This window comes from Radiobacillus kanasensis (assembly GCF_021049245.1).
GTDB classification, from domain to species: Bacteria; Bacillota; Bacilli; order Bacillales; family Amphibacillaceae; genus Radiobacillus; species Radiobacillus kanasensis.
In genome coordinates this window covers 713,590-740,384 of the sequence record NZ_CP088020.1, presented here as the reverse complement: position 1 = coordinate 740,384, position 26,795 = coordinate 713,590, and the positions used below count along the sequence as shown (strand labels likewise).

The following is a 26,795-nucleotide window of genomic DNA, read 5'->3' as shown; positions in this document are numbered from 1 at the left end:
TTTTCCTTTCTTACTCTCGTTCAGGATACGTTATAATTTCCTTAAAATGATTATTCGGGAAGTGGTGTGCATGATTTACGCAATTGTTTTATTTATAGTCGCTGGTTTAGCGGAAATCGGTGGTGGCTATTTAATTTGGTTATGGTTACGAGAAAGTAAACCCTATTATTGGGGCATTGCAGGGGGAATATCTTTAGCCCTTTATGGAATAATTGCTACATTCCAAACCTTTCCTTCCTTTGGTAGGGTGTATGCGGCTTATGGTGGAGTATTTATCGTTTTATCTGTTTTATGGGGCTGGGGAATAGACAAAAAGACACCGGATTTATATGACTGGCTAGGTGCTGGGATTTGCTTGATTGGTGTCTCTGTCATGTTATTTGCACCTCGCGATTGAACCCAAAACTATGAATAGAAATTTAGTTAGGAGCTGTTCACTGTTACAGCTCCTATTTCTTGTTCATTAAAAATCCTTTTACCCATAAAAAAACGAATAGGTTGGTTATATGAACAAATAGTAAATTTCTTTACCTTAGATTTACCATCCTCACTGGCTAAATCTATCAAACTATTCCTCTAACCCTGATAGAACACCCATCTCAGCACCTCACTCTCTTTCACCTAAACGCTCCCTATCTCAACCTCCCTTTACACTTTCTTAACAACATTTCAATTTTCTATTTAAACGAGGTTAATATTTCTCCCGTACCATTGGATATAAGAGTTCATAGATTGGGGGGAATGTTAATGAAGATGGACCTACATATCCATTCCACATTTTCCGATGGGGAATGGACACCAGCGGAAATCATCCAAAATGCTGCAGACAATGAATTACATCTAATCTCCATTACAGATCATGATGAGATTGCTGGCTATCATGAAGGAGTAGCTCTTGCGAAGATAATGGGAGTAACCCTTATCCCTGGTATCGAACTGAATACGGACGGACCGGATGGGGAAATCCACATTTTAGGATATCAGTTTGATCCTGACTCTACTGTTCTACTAAACCATATTCAAAAAAGACAAGAACAACGAATAGAGTGGGCTAAACAAATCGTGGAAAAACTACAGGACATGCAATACTCTATAACCTTTGAAGATTGCATGGCACATGCGCAAGGTGGCGTAATTGTAAGGACGCATATCGCAATGGAACTTTTTGCAAAAGGGTATTTCCCCTCTCCCCAGGAGGCTTATAACGAGTTATTACGTAAAGGGGCTCCGGCATTTTGTGCCCGCCCACCTTTTACAGCAGAACAAGCTATTCAACTCATCCATCAAGCGGGTGGAAAAGCCTTTCTTGCTCACCCAGGAATCTACGATTTTGCCATCCAAATGGATAACCTAGTTAGCTATGGATTAGATGGGATTGAGGCCTATCATTCTAAGCATACGACGAGCCAAACGACCTTTTGGCGTGAAAAGGCACTTGAATTAGGTCTCATGTTTTCAGGTGGAAGTGATCATCACGGCCCAAACTCGCGTAATCCATTTCCGATCGGTAGTGTCACGATGGATGAAAAGCAGATTCTCCAATGGATAAAAAAGGAGAGAATATCATGAGATTATTTGTCTCCTCATCACTATGTTGGGCCTATCCACCGGACGACGTGATTAAACTTGCAAACCAGTTTCACTTCGATGGTGTGGAGATCTGGGCAGAGCATGTTTGGCACTATCATACGTCGATAGACTCCATTCTTCAGGCCAAGGAGGATTACGATATCGAGTTATCTCTCCATGCTGCAAGCTGGGACTTGAATTTATCAGCCATCAATGAAGGGATACGAATGCAGTCTATCTATGAAATTGAGAAATCAATGATTTTAGCAAAAGAAATTGGGGCAACGAATGTAACTATCCATCCTGGTAGGTACACCCTTACCAACGAGTGGATCGATAAACACAAGGAAATATTCATTCATAATCTACAGATCCTTGCTGAAAAAGCAGATCAGTTAGAGGTGACTTTGTCTTTGGAGCTCATGGAACCGCTCAAAAAGGAATTTATTACAGAACCTGCATCTATGAATCAGATTCTTGAGCATCTACCGGAGAACGTGCAAACAACCTTTGATGTCGCACATGTTCCGTTATCAAAGAAGCCTTTGGACTACTTTCATCGAATGAATCGCATCAACAAGGTTCACATTAGTGATTCCACCGACCAAATATACCATGTACCACTTGGGACAGGATCTATTGACTTGCATCCTATTTTAGAGGAATTGGTGTACTCAGACCTTCCTATCGTAGTGGAAGGCTTTGAAAATGATCGTTCCTTGGCCAAGCTACAGCAAAACCTATCCTATCTAAATAAAAAATCCCTATTAAGGAGGAAAACGATTGAGGATATTAGTCACTAATGATGATGGCATTTTTCATCCTGGACTAGAAGCGATGGTCAATGTGCTACAACATTTTGGGGAAGTGTATGTCGTTTGCCCAGATAAAGAGCGCAGTGCTATCAGTCACTCTATCACACTAAGAAATCCGCTAAAAGCCATTCAAACGAGTCTTTTCTCGTCTAGCGTTCATTCATGGATGGTAAATGGGACACCAGCCGATTGTATGAAGTTAGCTCTGGAAGTATTAATGAAAGAACCTCCCGATATAGTGTTTTCCGGGATTAATATAGGACCAAACCTAGGAAGAGATGTGTATTACTCTGGCACAATTGCCGGGGCAACAGAAGCATCGTTATCTGAAATACCAGCCGTAGCGGTTTCCCTTGCCTCCCTAGAAAGTACAAATATCAATTACCAGCAAGTGAAGCCGTTATTTTATCAAATTGCGGAGGTGATCTTACAAAATCAAATTCCAAAAGGGATGATTTTAAACATTAACTTACCTTATACGTCCAAGGAGCTTTGTAAAGGAGTAAAAGTGGTCCCATTAGATATGTCTGTACCTCGTTACCGTTACGTGGGACTTAACGATCCACATGGGCAGCTCTATTACTGGCTAAAGGATGAATATCAACAGCTGACAGGGTTACCGAAGGATAAAGATTTTAGTGCACTAAGAGAAGGATTCATAACCGTATCCCCTATCGAGATGAGAGGGACACAAAAAAGAAAAACGGACCAAATTAATCGATGGTTCCATCATTTCAATCGAAATAAGGAGGAATTTTTCCATGTCTAAATTTAAATTAGGAGTAGCTGCTCTATTAAGTATTGGCCTTATCACAGGTTGTGCTGCGCAAGGTGAAACAACGGATTCTGGTGATGTTTCTGGAGATTTATCGTTTTATACTTCCCAGCCAGATGTCGATGCAGAACAATTAGTTACTGCGTTCAATGAAAAATATCCGGATGTAAACGTGAATGTATTCCGCTCTGGAACAGAAGAAGTCATCAGTAAAGTTATGGCAGAAGAACAAGCTGGTGATGTACAAGCTGACGTCCTATTGGTCGCGGATTCTGTAACATTTGAAAGCTTGAAAGAACAAGATATGCTCTTGACCTATAAGTCAGAAGAAGCGAAGGAAATCCCAGAAAACTTCGTTGATCCAGACGGTACGTACACGGGCACAAAAGTCATGTCTACTGCTTTAGTAGTGAACACGGACAACGTATCCGAAATGCCAACATCCTGGAAAGTACTGACGGATTCTGATTCTAGCGGAAGCACGATTATGCCTAGTCCACTTTACTCTGGTGCAGCCGCTTATAACTTAGGTGTCTTAACTCGTAACGATGACTTCGGTTGGGACTTCTACGAAAACTTAAAAAACAACGACATAACGGTTACAGAAGGAAACGGGGCTGTTCTGAAGGCAGTTGCTTCTGGAGAAGAAACTTACGGTATGGTCGTTGATTTTATTGTGGCACGTGCCGAGGCGGAAGGATCTCCTGTTAAACTTGTTTATCCTGAAGAAGGCGTACCTGTTATCACCGAACCAATCGGGATTATGAAAAATACGCAAAACGAGGCTGCAGCCAAAGCATTCGTAGACTTCGTATTATCAGAAGAGGGACAAAAGCTTGCTGCTGAAATTGGGTACACACCTATCCGCAAAGGGGTAGAAGCTCCAGAAGGTTTAAGAACCATTAAGGATATGAACGTGTTAGAGGCAGATATTAAGGAACTATACCAAGCACGTGAAGACGATAAAAAACAATTTAGTGAACTGTTTGGAGAATAAGGTGAGCGAATGAAAGCAAATGTATCTTCTAGTAGAGAGATAGTGCCAACTAAGGCATTATCTTCTCTATTTACACCAAAAAAATTACTAACATGGACTGGCATCCCGATTATTTTTGTCATTTTTCTTTTACCAATATATCGATTAATTGCCCTAAGCTTCCAAAAGGATGGAGCTTTTGCATTAACCAATTACACGACTATCCTTCAGGACCCAACGACTTGGTCCGTTATTCAGAACACCTTGATTATCGTTGTTGGATCTACAGCTATATCAGTCACACTAGGGGTTTCATTTGCATGGTTAGTTGCTTACACAGACTTACGCGCTAAAAAACTGATGCAAATATTTATTATTCTACCTTTTGTCATTCCGTCTTATATATCTACGCTGGCTTGGACGCAGTTTTTTGGAGCAAGCGGACTTTTTCAAAAAGTAGCATCCCTTCTCCCTTTTTCTGTTCCAGATATAAATCTTTACAGCTTAGCGGGGATCATATTTGTGCTTGGCTTATCGCATTATCCTTTAGTTTATTTGCTTTCTGTTAGTGTATTAAGAAAAATTCCACGTGAATTGGAGCAAGCTACCCGAGTATCAGGAGCTAGTAGGTGGACGACGTTTTTAAAAGTAACTATCCCTTTAGCTTTACCGGGAATTGCAAGCGGTGGATTTCTTGCCTTTTTAGCTAATTTAGATAACTTCGGCATCCCTGCCTTCTTAGGTATTCCAGCTAACATAAGTGTGTTAAGTACGTATATCTATCAACAAGTAGTAGGGTTTGGACCTTCTGCTTTCGCTAATGCTGCCACTCTTTCTGTGATTTTAGGTGTAATTGCATTACTTGGAACCTTATTTCAGTGGCTTTTGCTAAGAAAATCAAAACGAATCGAAACCACAACAGAGGACAAACAGCCTCGTTATTATTTAGGGAAGAAGAAAATATGGATAGAAGTCATGTTATGGTGTTTCTTCCTTCTTACAGGTGTCATTCCACTTGTTTCCATGGCTATGACTTCTCTCTTGACGGCTTATGGAGTAGATTTCACGTTAGAAAATATAAGTCTAAAAAACTATCAATTCATCCTAGATACGAGTCCGAAAGCAAAGCAAGCATTCTTTAATAGTGTGACCCTTGCTTCCTTAACGACAATTATTGGGATTGTCGTAGGGACGGCATTTGCCTATTACCGTATTCGTAAGCCGAATCCATTAAACAAGTGGACAGAAATCTCGATTGGATTACCATACGCACTACCTGGGACCGTCATGGCGCTTTCCATGATTTTTGCTTGGATGGAGCCCCTTCCCGGGTGGAATCCTGGTATCTATGGGTCGATCATGATTCTGTTTATCGCCTATATTACGAGATTCCTCATCTTACAGGTCCGTGGCAGTATCACAGCCGTCATGCAAGTAGATATTTCCATGGAGGAAGCCGCACAGGTTAGTGGGTCGAATGGCTGGGCAAAGTGGAGAAAAATTTTAATCCCTCTTCTTTTACCCGGTGTACTAAGCGGAGCGTTTTTGGTCTTTTTAACGGCCTTAACAGAATTAACGGTGTCCTCTTTATTGTGGTCCAGTAATTCCGAAACGATTGGAGTCGTTATTTTCGGTTACGAGCAAGCTGGCTATTCGACTTATTCTACAGCCTTTTCCAGTTTAATTGTCGGTTTAATTATCCTTGGGTTTTTCTTGTTGTACGTATTGGAATCTTTTTGGAATCGAAAGGTGGGAAAACAGTCATGACAACCATAGTAAAGAATTTAGTAAAGCAGTTTGGCAAGTTTGAGGCTCTTAAAGGAATCCATCTGGAAATTGAAGATGGTGAATTCATCGCCATTTTGGGACCATCTGGTTGTGGAAAAACTACGCTCCTTCGCCTACTAGCAGGCTTCGATTCACCTACGGATGGGAGCATTCAAATTAGTGGAAGCGAAGTAGGAAACCCTAAATCTACATTACCACCAGAAAAACGAAACATTGGAATGGTGTTTCAATCCTTTGCGCTATGGCCACATTTGAATGTAAAGGAACATATTAGATTCCCTTTAGTCCACCATCGATTTGTTCCAAAAGGTATAAACATAGAAGAGCGAATTCAGGACGTATTAGACATCACGGAATTGAACGCCTTTGCGGGTAGAATGCCAAATGAACTTTCAGGCGGGCAAAAACAACGGGTAGCACTAGGACGTGCGATTGCACCTCAACCGGATCTATTGTTAATGGATGAACCGTTAAGTAACCTGGATGCGGAGCTCCGAATGGAAATGCGCAAGGAAATTCAAGAGATACACCGCTTAACGAAAGCCACTATTATTTATGTAACCCATGACCAAAGCGAAGCTCTAGCCATGGCCGACCGTATCGTTGTCATGAATCAAGGAAAAATCGAACAGGTAGGTACGCCAAGAGAAATCTATAGCTTTCCATCCACGGAATTCGTTGCTAGCTTTGTAGGCAAAGCAAACCTAATACGTGGAACATGGTACGAAAATCATTTTGAACCGGAACTAGCTCCCCAATTGAAATGGCAGGATCACGGAGTTTCCGATGATTTAAAAAAGAAAAGCCTATATCCACTCCGTCCAGAGCAAATTGAACTTTCTCATGATGAGGGCGGTATTCCCGGAGTTATCACCAGTGTGCAATATCAAGGGAAGGAAATTCACTATACCGTGCAAACGCAACAGCAAAACTGGGTTGTTCACATGGATCTATGGCAGGCGTTCCCACTTGGGGACTCTGTATTTGTCCGAATGAAACAAGAGCAAATTCCAATGGGAGTTCATCCTGAGAAAACAGCTAGTTTTTAAACTATTCATGAACAATCTTAAACCGCATGGAAATTTACATCCATGCGGTTTGTTTTATTATTCCGTTATATGTTTGACAAACAAATGCTTGCTCTTCCAAACAATTCCGATTACTAATGCTAATAGCAGTGCCGCAAACAAGAATACAAAGCGAATGCCTATTAAGTCCGCTAAAAATCCCATCAGGAGTGAGCCAACACCAAACACTCCCGTAGCAATCGCACTTAATGACGTGTACACGGTCGAAAGCTGCTCCTTTGCTACACTCGTCTGGACTACGGTTTGTTGTGGAATATTTTTGATTTGCATAAACACCCCAACGCATAAGGACAAAAATAGGGCGACAATGGGAATACTATTCATACTAAATAGAACCGTAACGATGAAGCCCAAAACCGAACCAATTAAAATAAATGTACTCATTCGTTTCTCAACAAGCTTTGAATAACGAACACAATACAAGCTTCCGACAATCAGTCCTAGACAGAAAGCTCCATTGATAAAGCCCCACCATTTTTCACCTACGTGGAGGGCATCACTCACGAACACGTACAAAATAGCTGCAATCCAAACAGTCCCTGCCAATGTTTCTAAAAAATCTATCCAAGCAATTCTCCTTAAAACAGGCGTCTTGGAAAGTGTCTTCCAGCCTTCTTTCACCTGATCCAGCTTTCCTCTTGGCTCTGCAGATGAATGCTCCACATTTTCTAAGAAACACAACACAATACTCGCAATTCCAAATAATCCTCCGACCAGCCATATGAGCTGTTGGGACGTTAGAAAAAGTAAAAACAAACTACCAACAAACCACATCACCGCTTCAATCACTTGTGTGACTGTTTGCGCAAGACCGTTTGCCTGGATTAAGGCGTCCGAATTGACGTAATGCGGAATGAGCGTTTGCCGAATTGGATTGGCACAGCCATCTAGAAAAGCAATCAACGAAATTATAAGAAAAATAACATAGAAATGCGTTGCAGCTAGCCCCATCAACACAAGCCCTAGTATAAGTAACAACACCGTTTTCCCAATTTGTGAACCTGCCATTAACCACTTCAAATTCACTTTACCGATCAATAGTGGTGTTAACAAACTCGAAATGAACATCGAGGTTGTAATTGTAAACGGTACGAAGGATGACGCTGTTGCTGAACCCGTCCAGACAAAAATAAGACTAATAATGCTTACAACATACAAGACATCTCCTATATTCGCAAGCGATTGTCCGACTAGCAATAAAGCGAAATTTTTATTCTGTTTCATCAATAGTCCCCCAAATAGTTAAATTGCTTGTATGAAAGGGGAATTTTAAATTGGACTATTCATCTTACATTGCTCCTTTTTCAGTTAGACAAATCTGGGGACATGATTTATCTTAAGAATAATCTTGCTTCTATCATATCACGATACAAGCTCTTCCCCTTTATGTTTTTGTTTAGCCGCTTCCTTTCGCTGTTGCATTAAAAACAGAAATACACCAACTAAAACAAAAAATCCTCCTACAATCTGCATGCCAATAATTTGTTCATTTAGTAAAATGGCCGCTAAAATCGTAGCTCCGACTGGTTCGCCAAGTATCGTCATCGAGATCGTTGCGGTATTCATATATTTTAATAATGAATTATAGATAACATGCGCGGCTGTTGGGAAAATGGCTAGCAAAGCAAAAATACCCCACTCTCGCGAACTGTATCCGACCATCGAAACACCTGCTATCAGGTTAAACACAGATAATGCCATTCCAGCAAAGAGGAATACAAAGAAACTATAAACCCAATGGGAGATGGTCTTTACCTTGTTCTGGCCAATTAATAGATAACAGACAACTGCGATTACGCATAGGAAAGATAGGATGTCACCAATAATAACAGCCGTACTCAAGCCCAAATCTCCCCAACCTATAATAACAACACCCACGATGGAAATTCCGATCGTTAAGATTGTAGCAATCGTGACCCGTTCCTTATAAAATATGAATCCACCGATTAGTGCGACAATAGGCTGCAAGGATAAGATAATTGTTGAACTTGCGACCGTTGTTAGTTTTAAAGAACCGAACCATAACGCAAAGTGCATGGCTAGAAAAACACCTGATAATGCTAAGAAGAGCCAATCCTTTTTTGTGAGTCTTTTTATATCCTCTCGCTTGAACCATAAAATTGGCAGTAATAGAACACAGGCTAAGTACATGCGGTACATACTAATTATAGTGGCAGGAGCCTCCGACCATTTTACAAATATAGCCGCAAAGGATATCGCGATTACAGAAAATGTTAATAGTAGTCCATGAGATGTTTTCATGTTACCTCCCCATTATTTCCTATGTAGTACGAATTGAGATTTGCTCGTTTTAAAATTATTTTTCTCATAAAACGGAATGAGGTGTTCCTCGCAAAACAGACTTATTATATCGATATGAGAAAGTTCATCAAGAAGTTTAGCTATCATTATCATACCGATTCCTGATTTTTGGTAGTCTTGTAGAATAACAACGTCTTCGATATACGCCCTAAATGTATCATCTGAAACGGCTCTCGCAAACCCGACAAGCGAATCACTTTTCCATGCCCCTACAGAGCTAACACGCTCTAGCATTTTTTCAATCTCGAGTTCTGTTCTTTCTTCCCACCAGCCAGCATCTTCATAGAGCTTCATCACATCCGAAGCCTTTATTGGTTTATCTGAATAACTCAATATCTTTATAGTCAATGGACATACCTCTTTCTTTTTAATCAATCCCCATTTTACTACACTTAGAGCTTGCTCAAAAAGCCATTTCTCTGTCCATATAAAAAACGCAACCACAATGGTCGCGCCTTTTAACAAAAGTTAAATCCGATGCAAATGGAGAATTTAGTTTCTTAGAGCTCTATTTCTTTAATAATTTTCGCGGGATTCCCACCGACAACGGTATTAGCTGGAACATCCTTCGTCACTACTGCACCAGAGGCAATCACAGCATTGTCTCCTATCGTAACTCCGGGATTAATTACAGCACTTCCACCAATCCACACATTGTTGCCAATCGTTACAGGTTTTCCTAGTTCTTTTCCAGAGTTACGTTCGACTGGGTGAAGAGGATGAGTGGCGGTATAGATATGTACTCCCGGTGCGAGCATGCAATTGTCGCCAATTCGAATTTCACAAACGTCTAGAAGGACACAGTCAAAGTTTGCATAAAAATGCTCCCCGACATAAATGTTATAGCCATAATCACAACGGATATTCGTTTCCATATACAGATGTTCTCCCGTTGATCCGAATAATTCCTTTAAGATTCTCGTGCGTTCTTGGCCATCATCCTCTGTTGTTTGATTATATAACCGAACAAGTCTTCTCGCTTCTTTACGTCCTGCTACTAACTCAGGGTCACCAGGCTTGTACAGTTCACCCGCTATCATTTTTTCTTTTTCCGTTTTCACTTTTTATCTCCTACTTCCCATCAAATTCACATACATACATGAAGTGTACTTGTAGTGGCATGTATTTTCAAACATACTTACTTTGATTTCCCTAGAGAAAACCCTTCAAATAACCGACCACCAAAAGGCTTCAATACGTCATCCGCTAGCTTTATGACTTCATGTTTGTCGCCTGTCCTATAAAAAGTATCAAATGCCTCCACAAAGCGTTCTGTGAATTCTTCATCATAATGTTTCAAAGATCGAACGATCCATTTAGACGCACCAATCCACCTACGGTTTGTTCTTAAAACAAACTCGCTGATTAACTCAGCTAGAGAGTTGGCAATGAATAGTTCCTCTGCTCTGACAGAGCTTCCTATAAAATCATCTAGCGCATCTGTTATAAAATATCGCTTTGTTTCTATTATGTCAGCTGTCCATTCTTCCGGTCCGTCATCGAGAAGCTGCTGTGCCTCTTCTTGGATTTTTTGAATTACCTCGGTGTCTTTTAGAGTGATTGCTTCCGCTATCATTCTTGGCATAGATGGTCTTGCCCGTTGCTTATCACTTTCAAAGAACTGGCGATAGGAGGTTAAGTTATGTACAAATACTTCAACTGGCCATCCAAATTCGAATCGTGATTCTCTGTATGATTGACTGATACTTGTATCAAAAATTACGATATCAAGATCAGAGGTTGCTGTGTATTCCCCTCTTACTGTGCTCCCTGCAAGCAAGGCGCCCTGACAGTCTGGAAAATACTTTTCAACAAATTGGTGTGCTGCTTTAGTTGGATTGGGTTTACTCATTTTTCATTCTCCTATAGCGGCTGATGTTTTCTTGAATTAAAGCACAATTTCATATTCCATTCTCTTAGCAGTTTGTTCCGCAACCTCTTTTCCATGAAGTCTAGATATTAAATGAAAGGACATGTTAATCCCCGCAGAAATTCCCCCTGAAGTTATAATGGAACCTTCATCCACAAACTTCACATTTCTTTGTACCATTACCGAAGGAAATTCCCTTTCTAATCTATCTACATCCATCCAATGAGTGGTTGCTTTGCGCCCATCAAGCAAACCTGCTTTTGCTAGTAATAATGCTCCTGTACAAACCGAAGTTACAATTTCTACTTTTGAACCTTGTTCTTTCATCCAGTTAATCGCTTTTGAATTATGTATCTCTATCTCTTCTGCTCCAAAGCCACCTGGAATAATCAAAATATCTAATGAAGGATGGTTAGCAAAACTAAAATCTGGAGTAACCACTAATCTATTCCTTGCTGATATCGCCTTTCCATTCTCGGAAATTGTTTTAACATTAAAGGGTTTCTCATCTGTCTGAGGAAGCGTAGTAAGTGAGAAGACTTCAAAAGGCCCTGCAAAATCTAATACTTCCACTTCATTAAAAAGAAATATTCCGACTGTTCTTTGAGACATTTTGCATCTCCTTTCTAAAGATCACTTGGCATTGTTGCCTTTTCCTTGTTCAAGATCTTCCAAGAAAGAATAGTAGTGCTATCTCGAACATCTTTCTCATTTATTTCTTCTAGCAGGGATTGAACTCCTTCTCGATTGGACACCTTTTCAAATCTTTTTAAAATTTCTGATGGATTTCCAAAGTTCGTATTCGGGCATTCAATAAGACCATCGGTCGTTAAAAAGATGTGGTTTTTCCCTTGTCTTAATTCCTTCACACCCGAACTGTAGCAAGGAACTGCTTTCTGAAAGGTACTCTCCTGTCCAATCCATTCGTAGAAACTACGATGGTTTTGCTGATATTCACCCAATTGAGCGAGCTCTGGGTGATAAACATATAAGACACAGTCCCCGATAGATAACCACCATAGGAAGTTCTGTTTCCTAATCACAAAAAGGCAGGCTGTTTCTCCCTTTAGTTGTTTACACTTCTTCAAAAATTCGTTACTTTGAAATGAATCAATGATCATCTGTTGGATGCCATAAAAAGCTTCGTTTGGTCCTAGTTCAGATACCTTTAATGCCTTACTCACTCTCGACATCATAATACCAAAAGCTTTTGCTTCTTCTACAGTCATCTCTATGTCAATTCACCAGTTAAAATCCCCATACACACAATCGCCAAAATCACGGCTACTATAGAAAGTAAAATCTTTATCGGTAGACGGATAGAGCTTAATCTTTCTTTAAATTTATCGTTGAGAATAAGTACAAGGAAGACGACAGGTGCCATGATAAGAATTGCTAGTAAATCCTCTTGATTAAAAGGCTTTCCTAAATAGGGATCTGAGAAAGTATGCAGCTAAAACAAAAATACTAAATATTAGAAATTGAGTACCAAGGTATTTAATGATGTTCATTACTGTTCTCCGATCTAATTTGTATCATTTCTTTCTACTCCACTGTATCTAATAGCTCGATATCCACATTTTCTATGTCTTTCCAACTGAAGAATACTTCTAAATGCCATTTATTTTCTAGCCTCTTTAAGTTCTTTTTTTCCATCCATTTGTGTAGTTCTCCATATGCCTCATGCATTATTTTATGATTTGGTCCGTTGTAACGAAAAGCAGCGTATCGCTGTGCTGGAATTACTAATGTCACCATATCAGCCGGTACATCTTCAAACTCTTTTACTTCTACACAAACCCAGTACCCATCCTCCTCATCCGTTTCATTATCTACTACAAATGCACCTATTTGGCGGATTGGATGTATCACATGCTTTATTTCGCTGACACGTTCTTCTAAATTCCATGTAGCTTTTGGAATTTCCTTTATGTATTGATCACCTGGACATAGAACGCGAAAACCTACTAATTTTAATTCATCCATTTCTTTTATGTATTTGTCTGCCACTGTTATTTCCATTCCCTTCATGAGTTTGTTTAAAAGTATCAGCCACTAGATTACTAAATTCTCTAAGATAGTGAAGGTAATTAGCTCCACCATAGTTGTATCTTTTATTATACATTTTTGCTACAACAAGATTATACTTTGGAATCACTAATATCGTAGGCCCCGTTATTCCTAAGATTTGAAAAGAGCCTTTCGGAACTCTTTCTCCAACTTCACTCTTTAACCTTGGCTGATCCTGTACGTACCAAAACAAACCATTATGAGGAAGCTGATCATCCAAATAAAAAGGATTTTGCACTTGAATGGCTAACTCTATTACTTTTTGCGGAACAATCTGCTTGCCATTCACAAGCCCTTTATTAAGATGGAGGTTTCCCCATAAAGCAAATTCGCGAGTAGAAGCATGAAGATTGGATTCTAATCCATCCATTGATTTTCCTAACTTATAGGTTGCCACTTTTTCAGGCTGGTCGATTACTTGTACGAGATTGTCATTAGGCTTTGTGTACCAATCTGTTTCTCTAAAGCCTAGGGGTTGGAATACCCTTTCTTTTATCAACTCAGGGAAGCTTTTTTGATAAAGCTTTCGGATGAGCTTAGTCATCATTAAAACGTTAATTCCTCTGTATGCCCAGCTTTGACCAGGTTCAAATTCTCTAAAAATAGTCCCATCTTCTTTCTCATGTAATCCATGAGAATGCGTTACTAAATGTCTTAAGGTAGTTTTTTCTAAAAGTTCCTTATCAAATTCCTCAAAATACTCGATCGCATAGTCATCTAGACTATTAATCTTCCCCTCGTAAAGAGCATAGGCGATTGCTAATCCCAAGTAGCTCTTACGTGCAGAAGCAACATTAAACTGAGACGTTTCCGAAACAGGTTGGGAATGGGATACATTAGAATGGAATCCATTGTAATGCTCTAATACTACTTTATTGTCTTTCATGATCAACAAGGCAGAAGCACTACTGTGGTTACGCTTTTTTATATCCTCTACATAATTTATTATTTCTTGCATGTTCACTACTTCTTTCTGTTTTATGTATGATAAACTTTCACCTTCGGCCAAATAGATTGCCATTTCTTTTGAACTATCCTACGTTCATAAATAGCCATTCGTTCTCTAGTTTCCTTAAAAAATGTGGTTGGTCTTACTTCCATGTTCCATACATCCTCTATGCCACAAGGTGCTGTTAAAACGACACAGTCCTTATCATCCAACTTCACCCCAAGAGCGGTTGTTGTTTCAGGAAATTTAGATATCGCATCCACTGATGATGCATAAGCAGGAATATCATTCACCACGTGCATTCTCGCCTCATTTTTTACTGACCAGGGCACATCAGGAAGCAAGCTTCTTAATTTCGTTTCCAATTCCTTTTCAACCGATTCATCTGTTTTTGTTTGATCGAAATAGATTACATCGACATCTGGAGTATTTGTTGCCTCTTCATATCCATGCAGCGTATCCCATATTTTCGCCCGAACAAAACCAGCACAAATCCACCAATCTGGTAGATTCAATCTCTTCGCTGCTCTTAATATTTCCATCATTCTTTCATCATCTGAAATTACTCCTACTATAGCTTCCCTCGTTTTCAACTCCCCACCTCCGAACGTACATTCCTATCATAGCATATGACTTCAAGAAGCAACCTTATTCCCCTCAATCGATTTATCTATGAATTTAAAGTAAGGGAGTAATATTCCACATAAAGATACTGCACAAATTATGAATCCAATAATGAGATAAAGTGTTCTGATTCCCCATGTTTCCCCTAAAAGACTGCCTAATAATACACCTAGTGGCATAGTAGCTCTAATAATAAATAGCCTAACGGAAGTGACCTTCCCCATTAGATGATTCGGGACTAATTCCTGACATATCGTGATGTTATGTATATTAAATATTGCCATCGCTATTCCTGCAATTCCTTCAATAATAATGGCCAATAAAATACTTTGGTTCAAACCTAGTAGAATGAAGGTAGAACCTCCAATAACAAGAGATCCTAACATTAGGAGTCTCCTACTTTTAAATGTCATTTTTCCTACCAGTAGTGAACCAATGACATAGCCCAAAGGAAAACCAGCCATAAAGTATCCATATTGCGCATAACTGCCTGAGAGTTCGCCAGTTATATATGGAAGCGTAATGACCATCGTTACCCCTACTCCAAACTGAACAAAGGCTAAAAAAATGCCTAACCAAACAATGATAGGCTGCTTAAAGTAATAGGTTAAGCCTTCCATGAATTGCTCTAGCCAAGGCTTTCGAATCGTTAAACTCTCTTTATTTTCATTTATGAAAAGTAACAAGGTACCACTAGTAATCAATAACGTACTTACTAAAATAAGAGTTGGTTTTACCCCGATGTACTCTACGACAATCCCAGCTGCTAATGGAGCAAGGAATGTCATTAATCTCACTGTTCCATCCATGTATGAATTCGCTATGGACAGATGTTCTTTCGATACAATAGTAGGAGTGATTGCCTGGTTTGCTGGTGTATATATCGGGGTAATTAATCCTATGACAATCTGAACCGCATAAATCTGCCAAGGTTGTATACTTCCTACAAATAAACTAATGAGGGGAATGAAAAATATGACCCCCCTTGTCCATTGGGCAACGATCATCGTCCACTTCCTACTCCATCTATCTATAAATGGACCTATAAACAGCTGAAGGATCAGAGATGGAACAAAATAAAGCAACCACATACTCCCTAAAGCCAAAGTCGAACCAGTGAGATTGTACACAATAATAGAATTGCAGAATGTTCCAAACGCACCGCCTAGTTCCGAAACTGCATTTCCAATCCAAACCGAAATGAAAGACTTATTTTTGATTAAGGGTCTACTCATTTACTTTTCCCATTGTCTAGATACATGTAAATCTCTTTCGATAACAGCTCAATAGACCTCTTCTTAAGCGAGTACTTTGAACCGTTCATCCCTACTAGTTTTGCTGATCTTAATATTTTTAAATGATGGTGAATGGTCGATTTCCCTATATCTAACTGTTCGGTAATGTCTTGTAAAGATCGGTCTGCTTCATAAAGCAACTTAACTAATCTCATTCGAGCTTCATCCCCTAAAGCTTTATACTTAAGAACCAAATTATGATTCGGAGTATATCTATCATCTGGTGTAATGCTTTCATTTGCAACGGGGTAATAAAATACCTTCGTACCTTCTAAGTCAGCTTCTATATTCCATGGTCGATACACAAATTGCGGAATTAACAAAACCTCATTTACCGAAGGTTCAGGTAGATACGTAATCCCTCCAGTTGCCCATTCTACGAACTCTTCAGAGCACATTTTTTCGGCCATATGCTTTTTAGAATTACTATCTACTTCTAGAATTTCGCTTACCTTTTTTAATTCTGACTCTACAACCTCTTGGTACCAACGAGTCATCACTCGGATGAGATGTTCTTTTAGTAGCTGTCCATCTTCTTTCCCAATGAAGTCTATATAACTAGGAAAAAAAGGATTGTCACAAGTAAGTTTTTTAAGCGTACCCCTAGCTATTTTATTACCTTCAGCAGCCTCTTGCCTTGTTTCTTGGTACTGAAATCCTACAAAAGGAAGGCTGATGAATTTGAGTTCCGTCACGGTTAGATTTTCTATGTAGTTTGCAAATTCATCTAATGTATCAAAGTCCTTCGCATGCAATAACTGCAGTAAAGTCTTCCATGTATTATTTTTTTCCACAAATTTTAAATCTGTAGACAACTCTTCTGATAAGTTTTTTCTTAATTCTTCCCAGTAATCCATTTGCTTCTCTAGTGTCTTTATAAGGCGTTTATTTGTCACAGCCGCTATTCCCAATGCACATTCCCATAAAACAGAGTGTTTTATCTGTACCGAGTAAGTTTCTCTTTTTTTACTTGCAAGATTTAGAACCTCCATATTCCATATGGACCCCCTCATTTAAAGTTGTTAACACTTATTTTATATTCATCGAATTAATTATTCAATACATATAGAATAAATTTTCAAAAGAAAAGGATGTAAGTTCTATAAGGAGCTTACATCCAGTCAAAATTATATTCTTTTCAACGCCAAATACCCTAGCCACAAATAACCAATACCAATGCAAACTATTAATATAGCAGCTCCTATTCCAGTGGACATAATCGAGAAGAAAGAGACTCCAACACAGCCAACCCCTAAAACAAAGCAAAATCCTATGTAAAAAACTCGCCATGCATTCTTCCTTAGCCAGAAAGAACCAATTGCCGTGAGCAAGGCTATAAAAAGAAAAGTGACAACCATAATCACTACCTGTTTCTCTACTGCTGTTGTATCCACCTCTGAATTCAATGCCCTTCCTAACCCATATCCTATAAAAGCAAGGAAAACGTACCCTATGGTCGCAAAAATGGTTAGTAAGGCCATAATTACAGCTAACAGTTTTGTAAAATAAAATGGTTTCATTACTTCTCGCCTCCCTATCACAAGCGTTTTTGATACTTACTGTGACCATCGTTCTCACCTACAAGTTCAAAACCATTAACTTTATAAAAACTATTAAGCTTCTTATTATCCGCTACACAATCTAATCTAAGAAATACTTTTTCATTACTAAAGTGGTTCTCCATCCAAGTTAAAATATATGTACCTATTCCATGTTTCATGTACTCGGGAACAACTGCTAGTCTGTGTAAATACAAAGAGTTTTCGGAGGAATCTTCTCCCCAAATATGCAGATCCCATTCGCTCTGATTTTCCAAGAGGCTAAAAGTACCTATCAACTCATTATTATGTAAAACCTTGTATGTTTCTTGATTGGATATGGCTTGTTTAATTTCTTCATCATCTCCGCCTTGCAATAGGAATCCCCATTGATCTATCCCACTATCTTTCATCCATTGAGCAATTTGCTTTAACATACGGATGATTTCCCTACTGTCCTTATCTTCTGCTATTACGATTTTAAGATTGTTCATATTTGTTCCGACCTCCTATAAATCCTTCCTATATAAATTATACTAAAAAAGCGTTAACCCATTTTAAAGAGTTAACGCTTTTTATTAGAATTACTTTTTCTTCACAGGAATCCAAATCTCACTTTTAAATTTGGGCGAATCTATGTCTTTACTTTCATTCCAAAGAAGTTCTGGTCCTTCTACTTGTTCATAGTGAGAAGTAGGAAACCATTCGGAATATATTCGTGCCCATACATTTTGTAGTGTATCGGGGAACGGGCCAACCGCTTCGAAAACAGCCCATGTGGATGCGGAAATTTCAAGTTCATCGAAGCGATCTGGACATGAATTCGTTGTGGCAACACCGATATAATGATCTAGCTCACCTTTCTCTTCCATTCTTTCTTCAGAAAAATTTGTGGATGCACTAATTAGACCCAGAGGCTCCACATTGGAGAGTTCCTTTAATTGAATTATTTTTTCAGGATCTAAGCTTTTCCACATAGAAGCGATTTCCAAATTGACTCCATGGAATTTGATTGGTACCCGCTTATACAAACCTACAATACGGAATGATTCTTTTTCGACTATTCGATAATTCATTTCCTTTCCTCCTTCAATCGTTAATTGGAAGGTCATCGGAGGATAAGCTTTAAGAAATGGTAGATCTTTTCTTACTTCGGAGGGCGACACACCATGTAATTGCTGAAATGCTCTCGCAAACGAATCAGGTGAATGGTATCCATACTTCACAGCAACATCAATAACTTTGGCATTCTCTTGCCTTAAATCAAAAGCAGCGAGTGAGAGCCGTCTTCGTCGAATATATTCCGATAAGGTAACCCCTGCAAGAAATGAAAACATCCTTTTAAAATGATACTCGGAGCACAATGCGATCTTCGCAACCTCTTTAAAATCAATCTCGCCCGTGAGATTCTCTTCGATATAGTTCATAGCCTTGTTCATTTGTTGAAGCATATCCATATAATGACCTCCTCATATCCATAGCATAGCAGGAGTAATATTTGTACATCCGACTTTCTGTGCACGACTTTGCAGGCATTGTTTGTTCTGCTCAACCAATCATAGGCAACGATTTACGAATTGGAATTTAGTATTTTCCTCTGATTATAGTAATACAGTCCCCAATGATTTCAACCGAATCTTCTTTTAAGCTTAATTGTAGTTCCCCACTTCTCTCTGAAGCTTGATACGCTTTGAATTCTTTTTTATTCCATTTTTTCGACCAATAGAGGGCAAGTGCACAATGTGCAGATCCTGTAACAGAGTCCTCGTTCACTCCGATTTGGGGAGCAAAATACCTAGATACCATGTCATATTTCTCTGATACAGAAGTCGTTACAATGACACTACCGTCTAGTTTTTTCATCGATTCATAGTTAGGTTTTACTTGATGGACAAGGTCCTCGTCCGCCACTTCTACTATGTATCTGTCTTTTGCCCAAGCCATTTCCTTTATAGGGATACCTAATATTTTTTCCATCCTTGGTATCAACTCTATGGAAGAAGATTCTATTACAGGAAAAGAAAGTTTAATTCCTTCGACGGTTGCTTCTGCCATTAGTTTCCCTGACGCCGTATCATACTCAATTGGGAACTGTCTATCACAATACCCCTCACTCCATAGAATATGGGAGGCGCCCAACGTTCCATGTCCGCATAAATCAATTTCCTTAGTAGGCGTGAACCACCTCAATTGGAAGAAATCTTTCCTTTTCATAACATAAGTAGTGATAGGTTGATTCAGTTCCTTAGCAAACTGTTGCATCCACTTTTCCTCTTTTTCCTTATCTAAGATAACGATTGCTGCTGGATTCCCTTTAAACTCTTCTTTTGTAAAAGCATTGATAAAATATAAATTCACGTTTTGACCCCCAGTTTCAATTTCTATCAGTAAGATTAACAGAGTTAAACAATTGACAAAAAAAAGTTATTTATGCTATAATTTACAATTATAATGAGCGGATGTATAATAAGATTCTCCTGGCCAGGGGAATCTTATTTTTTATAGGGAGGATTTGTTTTGAAGCAAAATGAGTCTAGTTTGACATCCTTAATTTCTGCTTTTGGTCGAGCCTATCACAATGAATACGATACACCATTAATTTTTGATGATTTTATCGCAAAAGATCTCATTTCTCCAAATGAGTTCTCAAACATCAGTGAGAACATGATTCAAGGTATTGGATTTTTCAACAAGGACATTGCGGAAATGTTTCAAGATCATACAAGTGAAATCTTAAAGTGGATTACTCAAGTCCAGCTATCTCCCACCCCACTCGCACGTGCTGCATACTGTGAAAATATTCTACTTCACGAAATGGAGTTAGGGCTAAAACAGTATGTCATACTAGGAGCTGGACTAGATACGTTTTGCTTTCGACATCCAGAATTAAAAAACGACTTAGAAATATTCGAAATAGACTATCCAGCTACACAAGAGTTTAAGATTAATAAACTGAAAAGTGCTGACCTAGCAATTCCTAGCAACCTCCATTTTATTCCGATGGACTTCACTAAGTTCTCTCGTCAAAATCTAGAAGAATTCGATAACAAGAAAACATTCTTCAGCCTATTAGGTGTTTCCTATTATTTAACGAAAGAGGAGATATCAAGCTTATTGAGCCATTTATTTACCGATGTTCCACAGGGGAGCTCCATCGTTTTTGATTATGCAGATGAAAGACTCTTTACGGAAAAAGGACTGTCTAATCGGGTGGAAAATATGGTGAAAATGGCTTCGGCAAGTGGAGAACCCATGAAGTCGTGTTTCACTTATCATGAAATAGAGAAACTGTTAGAAGAATCGGGATTGCTTATTTATGAACATTTATCACCTTCGGAAATTGATGAGCGTTTCTTTAAGAATCGAACGGATTACCTGTCTGCATTTGAAACCATCCATTATATCCATGCTGTAAAGAAATAATGTTCCAGTAGCATAAATATTCACCTCTTAATCTATTATTATAGGTTGAGGGGTTCTTTTTTGAATATTTACCTCAAATATCCTCCATTATTAATATCAAACGTTGCTCCTGTATAGTGACTTGCTTTATCAGAGATTAAAAAAGTCACGGTATGAGCAATATCTTTCGGCATCACAGGTGTATCTATAAGTTGATGTTTTACATACTCCTCTTTTCGCCAATTCGGTATCGTATCCATCATCGAAGTACTCACCATAGTTGGAGCAACCGCATTGACTCTGACATATGGCGAAAAATTCATGGCACAACTCTTAGTCAATCCAAGAATAGCCGCTTTAGTTAGTCCATAAATAGCATCAGAACTTCCTTCCATTGCTGAAACCGAGGAAATATTCACAATGGCTCCACTGGATTGACTCTCCGTTATCTTTTTACCGAACATTTGCGAGAAATATATATACCCTTTCACATTTATATCTATTACCTTATTAATCTCTTCGATTTCATAGTCCAAAATAGGTTTACCAAGATAAATCCCTGCATTGTTTACCAGACCGTCTACATCAGAGTGTTCCTTTTCCACATAGTTAAAAAATACAGAAACCCGCTCATAATCACTTACATCGATCTGATATGTATAAAGTGAATCCCTCTTATCCGTAGACTGTTTTAATTCGTTAAGGTATTGTTCGTTGACATCACAGGCGATTACAGAGGCTCCTTCATGTAAGCATTGATTCACAATTGCCTTTCCAATTCCAGAACCCGCTCCCGTTACAATCAATTTGTTACTTGTAAGCATTTTAAAATCATCTCCTGACCTCCTATAATATAAGAAATATATTCCACAAAAAAAGCGCTAATCCTTCTATGACTAACGCAACTAGCAAAAAAACACCACTCTATTTACTCTGTGATTGTTACACGTTCACTTTGTAGTTTCTCCAGAAAATGAAAGCCAGCCCACCTAACAAGACAGGTAGTAAAGAAATTATCCGCCAGCAGTTTTCAGCCCCATAAAAGTAATAAGCAATTGGTAAGGACGCTACAGAACTAATCAACAATGAAATCCACGATTTTTTAAAAATACCGAAAAGAAATGTGAAAATAGAAAGCACTAATGCAGATTGCCATATGAATATCATCCAACTAAAAGTGGCCATTATTGCCATCCTCTCGAACGATTTTTCCTAAGTATCAAAAAGTTGCATGAAAGGAACAGTCCTACAAACCTTTTACACTTCCGTTCTTCCTAATATAGTCTGAATCCGCTCTTGTTCCTCACGTTTATTCAAGTATTCAAAGAAACCAATGCGATTTCCCCACGGATCACTAAATGTCCCCCACTTTACGGGCACCTCAGGTCTAGAATAAATCTCAAAGTTATCGATTTTTAATTCCTTGATAAGTCTATCTTTTTCCGCTTCAATATCAGTCATACCTAATCTTAACGGACCATTGCCTTCCGTTACATGACCTTCAGCTACTTGTAACCAACACCCTGGGATGAGCTCCCATTCGGCAAATCCATTGTGCGGGATAAAATCAGGCTTTCTATTTAATAATGTTTCATACCACTTTTGACCTTCCTTCATGTCCGTAACACGAACTTGAGTTGTCATTTCAAAAATCATATCGTTCCTCCTTGTAGATAGTCGTTTTCCTAAGTTTAAGACCAAGTGGGTTCATAAGCTCTTTGTTTACACTACTCCTATTACGATAAAAATTTATGCGCCTAGATAAAACCTTAACCAGTTCGCGAATATAATACCACCAAATGTGTTTACAACAGCCAATGTCTTAATAATTTTACCTTGATTCCCAACTTCATAATCCCGGTTTAGAACAACCCCAAGACAGAATGCAATAGGACCAACCGCAATTGGACTAAACAAGTAAGGCAAAAAAACAGCAATCCAGCTAACCGTTAACAAAACATTCCTTCCATCTCTTTGTATTTCCTCTTCCAAAGTAAATCCTCCTATTTAAATAAGATTAACCAGGGCTAAGTCGGACCCAGTCCCAATCTTATCGATATTATTTCTTTCTTTTTTATTATTTTTTTCTGTTACATTGTTCAAAAAACACCCTTTCACCGAAAAAAAGCTCCGATTGTTCACTCCTCCACTTTAACATAAAATTCCATTTTCGCACGGGATAAAAATAAAGGATCTCCATTACAGAAATCCCTATTCACCATATTTCTATTCTATTCGGTGGACAATATCACGTTTTCTGTCCTTCCATCTCCTTACCACTTCTTATGTACTAGTATTATCAAACACTCAAGTATTCCCGAATCAGACTTGTCCTTTCGCCCATTCCGCTTTTGTAAGTTTCATATTAATAGCATCAATCCATTCGCCCTCAAACTCCAAATCGTTTTTATCTATACGATCGAAGACAAATCCTATCTTTTCATATACTTTCTTTGCTCTCGGATTGAAATCATATACACCCAAGGTCAATTGACATAAATCAGTTGCTTCAAAAATATAGTCAATGAAGAGTTGAGTTGCTTCCGTTCCTAGACCTCGATTTCTCCCTCCCGGTCCTATTAGTATCCGGAAGTTCATGCTTTGATTATTTTCATCATACTCATTAACCACGACTTCCCCAACCACAATTTCTTGTGGCCTATCGACAATGGCAAGATCCAAACGATCTGGCTGTTCATTTCTAGTACTGTACCACTTTCTTACAGTTTCTCTATCAAAATCGGCTGTACTTCCTGTAAGCTTTAATACCTCTGGATCTTTTAAGCACTCTTCCAAATAAGGAAAGTCCTCTTCTCTGAACGGTCTTAAAGTAACTTTATCACCTGTAAGAGTTGGTTTATAGCTTAATTCAATCATTCTTGTCACTTCCTATACATTCATTTTGTGCTAAAAAAATCTTATGAATAAAAATTTTCACATAGAGAAACATAGTATAAGGAATTCTGAACAAGGAGTTGCATGCATGAACAAAATTAAATTAACTGCTAATGAAATTGGCTTTATGTGGACTCAATATGTCCAAAATACTATGTCCATTCAAATACTAAGCTACTTTCTCGAAAAAGTGGAGGATGAAGATATAAAAAAAGTAATCGTCCATGCTTTAGAGATGTCGAAATATTGTGTTCGCACAATCAAAGAAATATTTTCACATGAAAAACTTCCAGTACCTGAAGGATTTTCTGAAAACGATGTTGATTTGAATGCTCCAAAATTGTTCTCAGACTCTTTAATGCTCATGTTTCTTGAAAATATGAGCAAGGCCGGATTACTTGCACACGGTTTATCTTTAGCAGGATCTGCTCGTAAAGATATACGAGAACTATTTACGTACTCTCTAACAGAAAACATGAAATTTTTTAATTTGAGCACAGACACTTCCTTAGCTAAAGGTTTGTTTGTTCGTGCACCTCAAATAGATATTCAAGATGAGGTAGAGTACGTTCAAGGCAAAAAATATCTAAGTCCTTTTAACAAGCGAGTATTGAACACCATTGAAATTAGTCATATTTTTGAAAATATCAAAACAAATACAGTTGGTACACAGATTTGCATGGGTTTTGCACAAACAACGGACTCCAAAGAAGTTAAGGCTTATATGAAACGCGGACAAAAGATATCCCAAAAACACATTGATATATTCTCTAACATGTTAAAAGAATCTAACATTACTGCACCAACAGGATCAGATATTGCTGTATCTAATTCAAATACCCGAGTTTTTTCAGATCGCTTAGTGATTTTTCTTATGTCTGTATTGAGCGCAACTGGACAAGGAAATTATTCTACAGCATCCACCGGTAGCATGCGTTACGATTTAACCTTAAACTATCAAAGGTTATCCGTTGAAATTGCTTTATTTGCAAAGGAAGGATTAGATATTATGATCAACCACGGTTGGCTAGAAGAACCACCCCAAGCAGTCGATCATGAGGCAAACACTAATTAATCAGGCAATAGCCATATAAGTTATTGCTTTTTGTTTGTAACAGACAAGAGTCATCTAATCATCTCGATACTCATTATGGATAGGGTGAAAAAGGGCTTCGTCTGTATTCCGTACAAGTGAAAAGTTATCTACATTATAATGTCCGTGCAGCGTTTCATTGTGATGTGCAATAATTTGCTGTGCAGAAAGATTTTTAGAATTAGACGTAGTATGTCCATCTCCAACTAGCGTCACATCAAAGCCCTGGATCGTTGCTGTTCGAACTGCAGTATCAACACAATGTTCTGTCTTACATCCCATAATGACTATATGTTCGATATCATTTTGTTTGAAGTGTTCCAGTAACGGCGTACCATAAAAGGAGTTCGTGGCAGCTTTATCAAAAATAACCGCCGTCTCTGGTACGCTTATATCTTGGTGGATCTGAAATCCTGGTCCTTCTCCATTTGCAACATCCGTATCTCTAATAAAGACAATTGCAATGTTTTCTTTTGTGGCTTGTTCCATTACCTTGTTTATATTATCGATAATCTTTTTCTTCTCAAAAACTCCTTGTCCCTCGCTGTTCCCTTCCATTAAATCTTGCTGAGCATCAATAATTAGTAAAGCTTGCTTCAATTCATTACCCCCTTAAAATCTACTACCTTCGACTAAGACAATCTTTTGCAACCCAACCGACTTTTCCATCCTTTTTGATCAGGGTATATCCAGAGCAGCTTTCATCTACTAACGATACGACATCTCCTTCACTTATGCTTAATTGTGCACAGGATACATCTGCTTTGACGGTAAAATGACCATTTTCCGCTTGCAAAATATACTCATTTTTCACATGAAGAACTTGATTGGTCTCTACTTGTTTACATAAAGTAAAGTGTTCACCTTTTTCCAGTGGAACAATATGATAGTTTGGATAACCCACAGCCCTAATCATTCCATGATCTCCTCTAAAATCCTTTAACACGTTACGACTTGGCAGAAAGTCCACATATGTATGGGAAAACTTATCTCCGATTGAGGACCTTTCTATGATAAATGCATTTAATTGTCCCGTATATTTGATGACATTGCCACCATCAATTGCTACGATTCTTTTCTTTTCATCGATAAATGGATTGTTATCTGGGATATCTCTTGAATAATTACCGACTGGCCAGTGACCAACGATCACATACTTGTTAGCTTGATGTGTTTTGTCTAAGAAGGTAGGAATGGAAACAGCAGTATCTCGATCCGTGTCTTGCCAATTCTCAATATTGTCTAATCCTGCATGAACAAAGATAAAATGATCTGTTTCAATCACAGTTGGCAATTCCGATAACCACTTTATTTCTTTTGAAAAGTGATTGCTTAGTAACTCTTTCACTTCTTGAATACTAGAATCTTCATTGAGATTAAAACCTATTTCCTCTAACCATTCATTGAATAGGGAATGTTTTCGATTACAGAGATATTTTATTAATAGAGGATTTTCTTCTAAAAGGTCCTCCACTATCGCGTCACAATTCCCCTCTATCACATGAACCCTAGGGTTGTTAGAAGATAGCTCCATAATATAGCGTACAACTTCTTTACTGTTTGTACCCTTTTCACCCAAATCCCCGTTGATAATTAAGTAATCCTCTTCAGTAAAATGTACTTTCTTTAATAGATTTTTGAATAGCTCTATTTCTCCATGTATATCAGAGGTTACTATGATTCTACTGTTATTTGGAATGGATAGTTGTTTGATTTTGTCCAATGT

Annotated in this window: 32 protein-coding genes; 9 read left to right on the top strand and 23 right to left on the bottom strand. The window is 38.4% G+C overall.

What is annotated here, in order from left to right:
* The first annotated feature begins 70 nt into the window (after positions 1-70).
* The 7 genes from KO561_RS03900 to KO561_RS03870 all read left to right on the top strand — a co-directional run bounded on the left by KO561_RS03900 (position 71) and on the right by KO561_RS03870 (position 6,972).
* Complete coding sequence (locus KO561_RS03900; RefSeq protein WP_231095843.1) at positions 71-397, top strand: YnfA family protein; 327 nt, start codon at positions 71-73, stop codon at positions 395-397.
* A gap of 350 nt (positions 398-747) precedes the next feature.
* Positions 748-1,569: a PHP domain-containing protein gene (locus tag KO561_RS03895; RefSeq protein ID WP_231095842.1), complete on the top strand. Its 822-nt coding sequence runs from the start codon at positions 748-750 to the stop codon at positions 1,567-1,569.
* Positions 1,566-2,372 (top strand): sugar phosphate isomerase/epimerase family protein, encoded by an 807-nt coding sequence (locus KO561_RS03890; RefSeq protein WP_231095841.1) that lies wholly within the window; start codon positions 1,566-1,568, stop codon positions 2,370-2,372. The genes KO561_RS03895 and KO561_RS03890 overlap by 4 nt, the downstream gene beginning before the upstream one ends.
* Positions 2,353-3,153 carry a 5'/3'-nucleotidase SurE gene (surE, locus tag KO561_RS03885; protein ID WP_231095840.1) on the top strand — a complete coding sequence of 267 codons (801 nt, stop codon included), beginning with the start codon at positions 2,353-2,355 and terminating at the stop codon, positions 3,151-3,153. The genes KO561_RS03890 and surE overlap by 20 nt, the downstream gene beginning before the upstream one ends.
* Positions 3,146-4,156 (top strand): ABC transporter substrate-binding protein, encoded by a 1,011-nt coding sequence (locus tag KO561_RS03880; protein WP_231095839.1) that lies wholly within the window; start codon positions 3,146-3,148, stop codon positions 4,154-4,156. The genes surE and KO561_RS03880 overlap by 8 nt, the downstream gene beginning before the upstream one ends.
* A gap of 9 nt (positions 4,157-4,165) precedes the next feature.
* Complete coding sequence (locus tag KO561_RS03875) at positions 4,166-5,902, top strand: ABC transporter permease (RefSeq protein ID WP_231095838.1); 1,737 nt, start codon at positions 4,166-4,168, stop codon at positions 5,900-5,902.
* Positions 5,899-6,972 carry an ABC transporter ATP-binding protein gene (locus tag KO561_RS03870; RefSeq protein ID WP_231095837.1) on the top strand — a complete coding sequence of 358 codons (1,074 nt, stop codon included), beginning with the start codon at positions 5,899-5,901 and terminating at the stop codon, positions 6,970-6,972. Before KO561_RS03875 ends, KO561_RS03870 begins: the two co-directional genes overlap by 4 nt.
* 57 nt (positions 6,973-7,029) lie before the next feature.
* Here the strand turns inward: KO561_RS03870 and KO561_RS03865 are convergent, their stop codons facing one another.
* The 16 genes from KO561_RS03865 to KO561_RS03790 all read right to left on the bottom strand — a co-directional run bounded on the left by KO561_RS03865 (position 7,030) and on the right by KO561_RS03790 (position 20,037).
* A complete protein-coding gene (locus KO561_RS03865) occupies positions 7,030-8,235 on the bottom strand; it encodes an MFS transporter (RefSeq protein WP_231095836.1) in 1,206 nt (401 codons plus the stop codon).
* A 138-nt stretch (positions 8,236-8,373) separates the two neighbouring features.
* Positions 8,374-9,273 carry a DMT family transporter gene (locus tag KO561_RS03860; protein WP_231095835.1) on the bottom strand — a complete coding sequence of 300 codons (900 nt, stop codon included), beginning with the start codon at positions 9,271-9,273 and terminating at the stop codon, positions 8,374-8,376.
* 12 nt (positions 9,274-9,285) lie between these two features.
* Positions 9,286-9,627, bottom strand: coding sequence for a GNAT family N-acetyltransferase (locus KO561_RS03855; RefSeq protein ID WP_231097037.1), 342 nt, complete (start codon positions 9,625-9,627; stop codon positions 9,286-9,288).
* Positions 9,628-9,833: 206 nt separating this feature from the next.
* Complete coding sequence (gene maa, locus KO561_RS03850; protein ID WP_231095834.1) at positions 9,834-10,394, bottom strand: maltose O-acetyltransferase; 561 nt, start codon at positions 10,392-10,394, stop codon at positions 9,834-9,836.
* A 77-nt stretch (positions 10,395-10,471) separates the two neighbouring features.
* On the bottom strand, positions 10,472-11,185 hold the full coding sequence (locus KO561_RS03845; RefSeq protein WP_231095833.1) for a nucleotidyltransferase domain-containing protein: 714 nt from the start codon (positions 11,183-11,185) through the stop codon (positions 10,472-10,474).
* A gap of 36 nt (positions 11,186-11,221) precedes the next feature.
* Positions 11,222-11,815, bottom strand: coding sequence for a DJ-1/PfpI family protein (locus KO561_RS03840; protein WP_231095832.1), 594 nt, complete (start codon positions 11,813-11,815; stop codon positions 11,222-11,224).
* Between the two features lie 14 nt (positions 11,816-11,829).
* Complete coding sequence (locus tag KO561_RS03835) at positions 11,830-12,432, bottom strand: PP2C family serine/threonine-protein phosphatase (RefSeq protein ID WP_231095831.1); 603 nt, start codon at positions 12,430-12,432, stop codon at positions 11,830-11,832.
* Between the two features lie 316 nt (positions 12,433-12,748).
* Entirely contained in the window at positions 12,749-13,213 is a 465-nt protein-coding gene (locus KO561_RS03830) for a GyrI-like domain-containing protein (RefSeq protein WP_331000824.1), read from the bottom strand.
* Positions 13,182-14,231, bottom strand: coding sequence for a serine hydrolase domain-containing protein (locus tag KO561_RS03825; RefSeq protein WP_231095829.1), 1,050 nt, complete (start codon positions 14,229-14,231; stop codon positions 13,182-13,184). The genes KO561_RS03830 and KO561_RS03825 overlap by 32 nt, the downstream gene beginning before the upstream one ends.
* 20 nt (positions 14,232-14,251) lie before the next feature.
* On the bottom strand, positions 14,252-14,767 hold the full coding sequence (locus tag KO561_RS03820; protein WP_231097036.1) for a nucleotidyltransferase family protein: 516 nt from the start codon (positions 14,765-14,767) through the stop codon (positions 14,252-14,254).
* Between the two features lie 90 nt (positions 14,768-14,857).
* Positions 14,858-16,081, bottom strand: a complete 1,224-nt coding sequence (locus KO561_RS03815; protein ID WP_231095828.1) for an MFS transporter — start codon at positions 16,079-16,081, stop codon at positions 14,858-14,860.
* Positions 16,078-17,133 (bottom strand): ArsR/SmtB family transcription factor, encoded by a 1,056-nt coding sequence (locus KO561_RS03810; protein ID WP_231095827.1) that lies wholly within the window; start codon positions 17,131-17,133, stop codon positions 16,078-16,080. The genes KO561_RS03815 and KO561_RS03810 overlap by 4 nt, the downstream gene beginning before the upstream one ends.
* A gap of 135 nt (positions 17,134-17,268) precedes the next feature.
* Positions 17,269-17,661, bottom strand: coding sequence for a hypothetical protein (locus tag KO561_RS03805; protein ID WP_231095826.1), 393 nt, complete (start codon positions 17,659-17,661; stop codon positions 17,269-17,271).
* Positions 17,662-17,678: 17 nt separating this feature from the next.
* A complete protein-coding gene (locus KO561_RS03800) occupies positions 17,679-18,173 on the bottom strand; it encodes a GNAT family N-acetyltransferase (protein WP_231095825.1) in 495 nt (164 codons plus the stop codon).
* Positions 18,174-18,263: 90 nt separating this feature from the next.
* Positions 18,264-19,136: an AraC family transcriptional regulator gene (locus KO561_RS03795; protein ID WP_231095824.1), complete on the bottom strand. Its 873-nt coding sequence runs from the start codon at positions 19,134-19,136 to the stop codon at positions 18,264-18,266.
* Positions 19,137-19,263: 127 nt separating this feature from the next.
* Positions 19,264-20,037, bottom strand: a complete 774-nt coding sequence (locus KO561_RS03790) for a PhzF family phenazine biosynthesis protein (protein ID WP_231095823.1) — start codon at positions 20,035-20,037, stop codon at positions 19,264-19,266.
* Positions 20,038-20,196: 159 nt separating this feature from the next.
* On the opposite strand from KO561_RS03790, the gene KO561_RS03785 reads away from it, so the two are divergent.
* Entirely contained in the window at positions 20,197-21,102 is a 906-nt protein-coding gene (locus KO561_RS03785; protein ID WP_231095822.1) for a class I SAM-dependent methyltransferase, read from the top strand.
* Positions 21,103-21,170: 68 nt separating this feature from the next.
* On the opposite strand, the gene KO561_RS03780 is transcribed toward KO561_RS03785, so the two are convergent.
* The 5 genes from KO561_RS03780 to KO561_RS03760 form a co-directional block, all read right to left on the bottom strand.
* Positions 21,171-21,905, bottom strand: coding sequence for an SDR family NAD(P)-dependent oxidoreductase (locus tag KO561_RS03780; protein WP_231095821.1), 735 nt, complete (start codon positions 21,903-21,905; stop codon positions 21,171-21,173).
* A 118-nt stretch (positions 21,906-22,023) separates the two neighbouring features.
* Positions 22,024-22,266 carry a hypothetical protein gene (locus KO561_RS03775; protein WP_231095820.1) on the bottom strand — a complete coding sequence of 81 codons (243 nt, stop codon included), beginning with the start codon at positions 22,264-22,266 and terminating at the stop codon, positions 22,024-22,026.
* Positions 22,267-22,338: 72 nt separating this feature from the next.
* Positions 22,339-22,737 carry a VOC family protein gene (locus KO561_RS03770; protein ID WP_231095819.1) on the bottom strand — a complete coding sequence of 133 codons (399 nt, stop codon included), beginning with the start codon at positions 22,735-22,737 and terminating at the stop codon, positions 22,339-22,341.
* Positions 22,738-22,830: 93 nt separating this feature from the next.
* The gene (locus KO561_RS03765) at positions 22,831-23,073 is read right to left on the bottom strand and encodes a hypothetical protein (protein ID WP_231095818.1); all 243 of its coding nucleotides are present in this window, start codon (positions 23,071-23,073) and stop codon (positions 22,831-22,833) included.
* Between the two features lie 330 nt (positions 23,074-23,403).
* On the bottom strand, positions 23,404-23,958 hold the full coding sequence (locus KO561_RS03760) for a GNAT family N-acetyltransferase (protein ID WP_231095817.1): 555 nt from the start codon (positions 23,956-23,958) through the stop codon (positions 23,404-23,406).
* A gap of 106 nt (positions 23,959-24,064) precedes the next feature.
* Here KO561_RS03760 and KO561_RS03755 point away from each other — a divergent pair, with 106 nt between their 5' ends.
* Positions 24,065-25,051: a DUF3231 family protein gene (locus KO561_RS03755; RefSeq protein WP_231095816.1), complete on the top strand. Its 987-nt coding sequence runs from the start codon at positions 24,065-24,067 to the stop codon at positions 25,049-25,051.
* Between the two features lie 54 nt (positions 25,052-25,105).
* Here KO561_RS03755 and KO561_RS03750 read toward each other — a convergent pair whose 3' ends face one another.
* Both KO561_RS03750 and KO561_RS03745 read right to left on the bottom strand, forming a co-directional pair.
* A complete protein-coding gene (locus KO561_RS03750) occupies positions 25,106-25,669 on the bottom strand; it encodes a cysteine hydrolase family protein (protein ID WP_231095815.1) in 564 nt (187 codons plus the stop codon).
* A gap of 22 nt (positions 25,670-25,691) precedes the next feature.
* The gene (locus KO561_RS03745; RefSeq protein WP_231095814.1) at positions 25,692-26,792 is read right to left on the bottom strand and encodes a metallophosphoesterase; all 1,101 of its coding nucleotides are present in this window, start codon (positions 26,790-26,792) and stop codon (positions 25,692-25,694) included.
* Positions 26,793-26,795 lie beyond the last annotated feature (3 nt).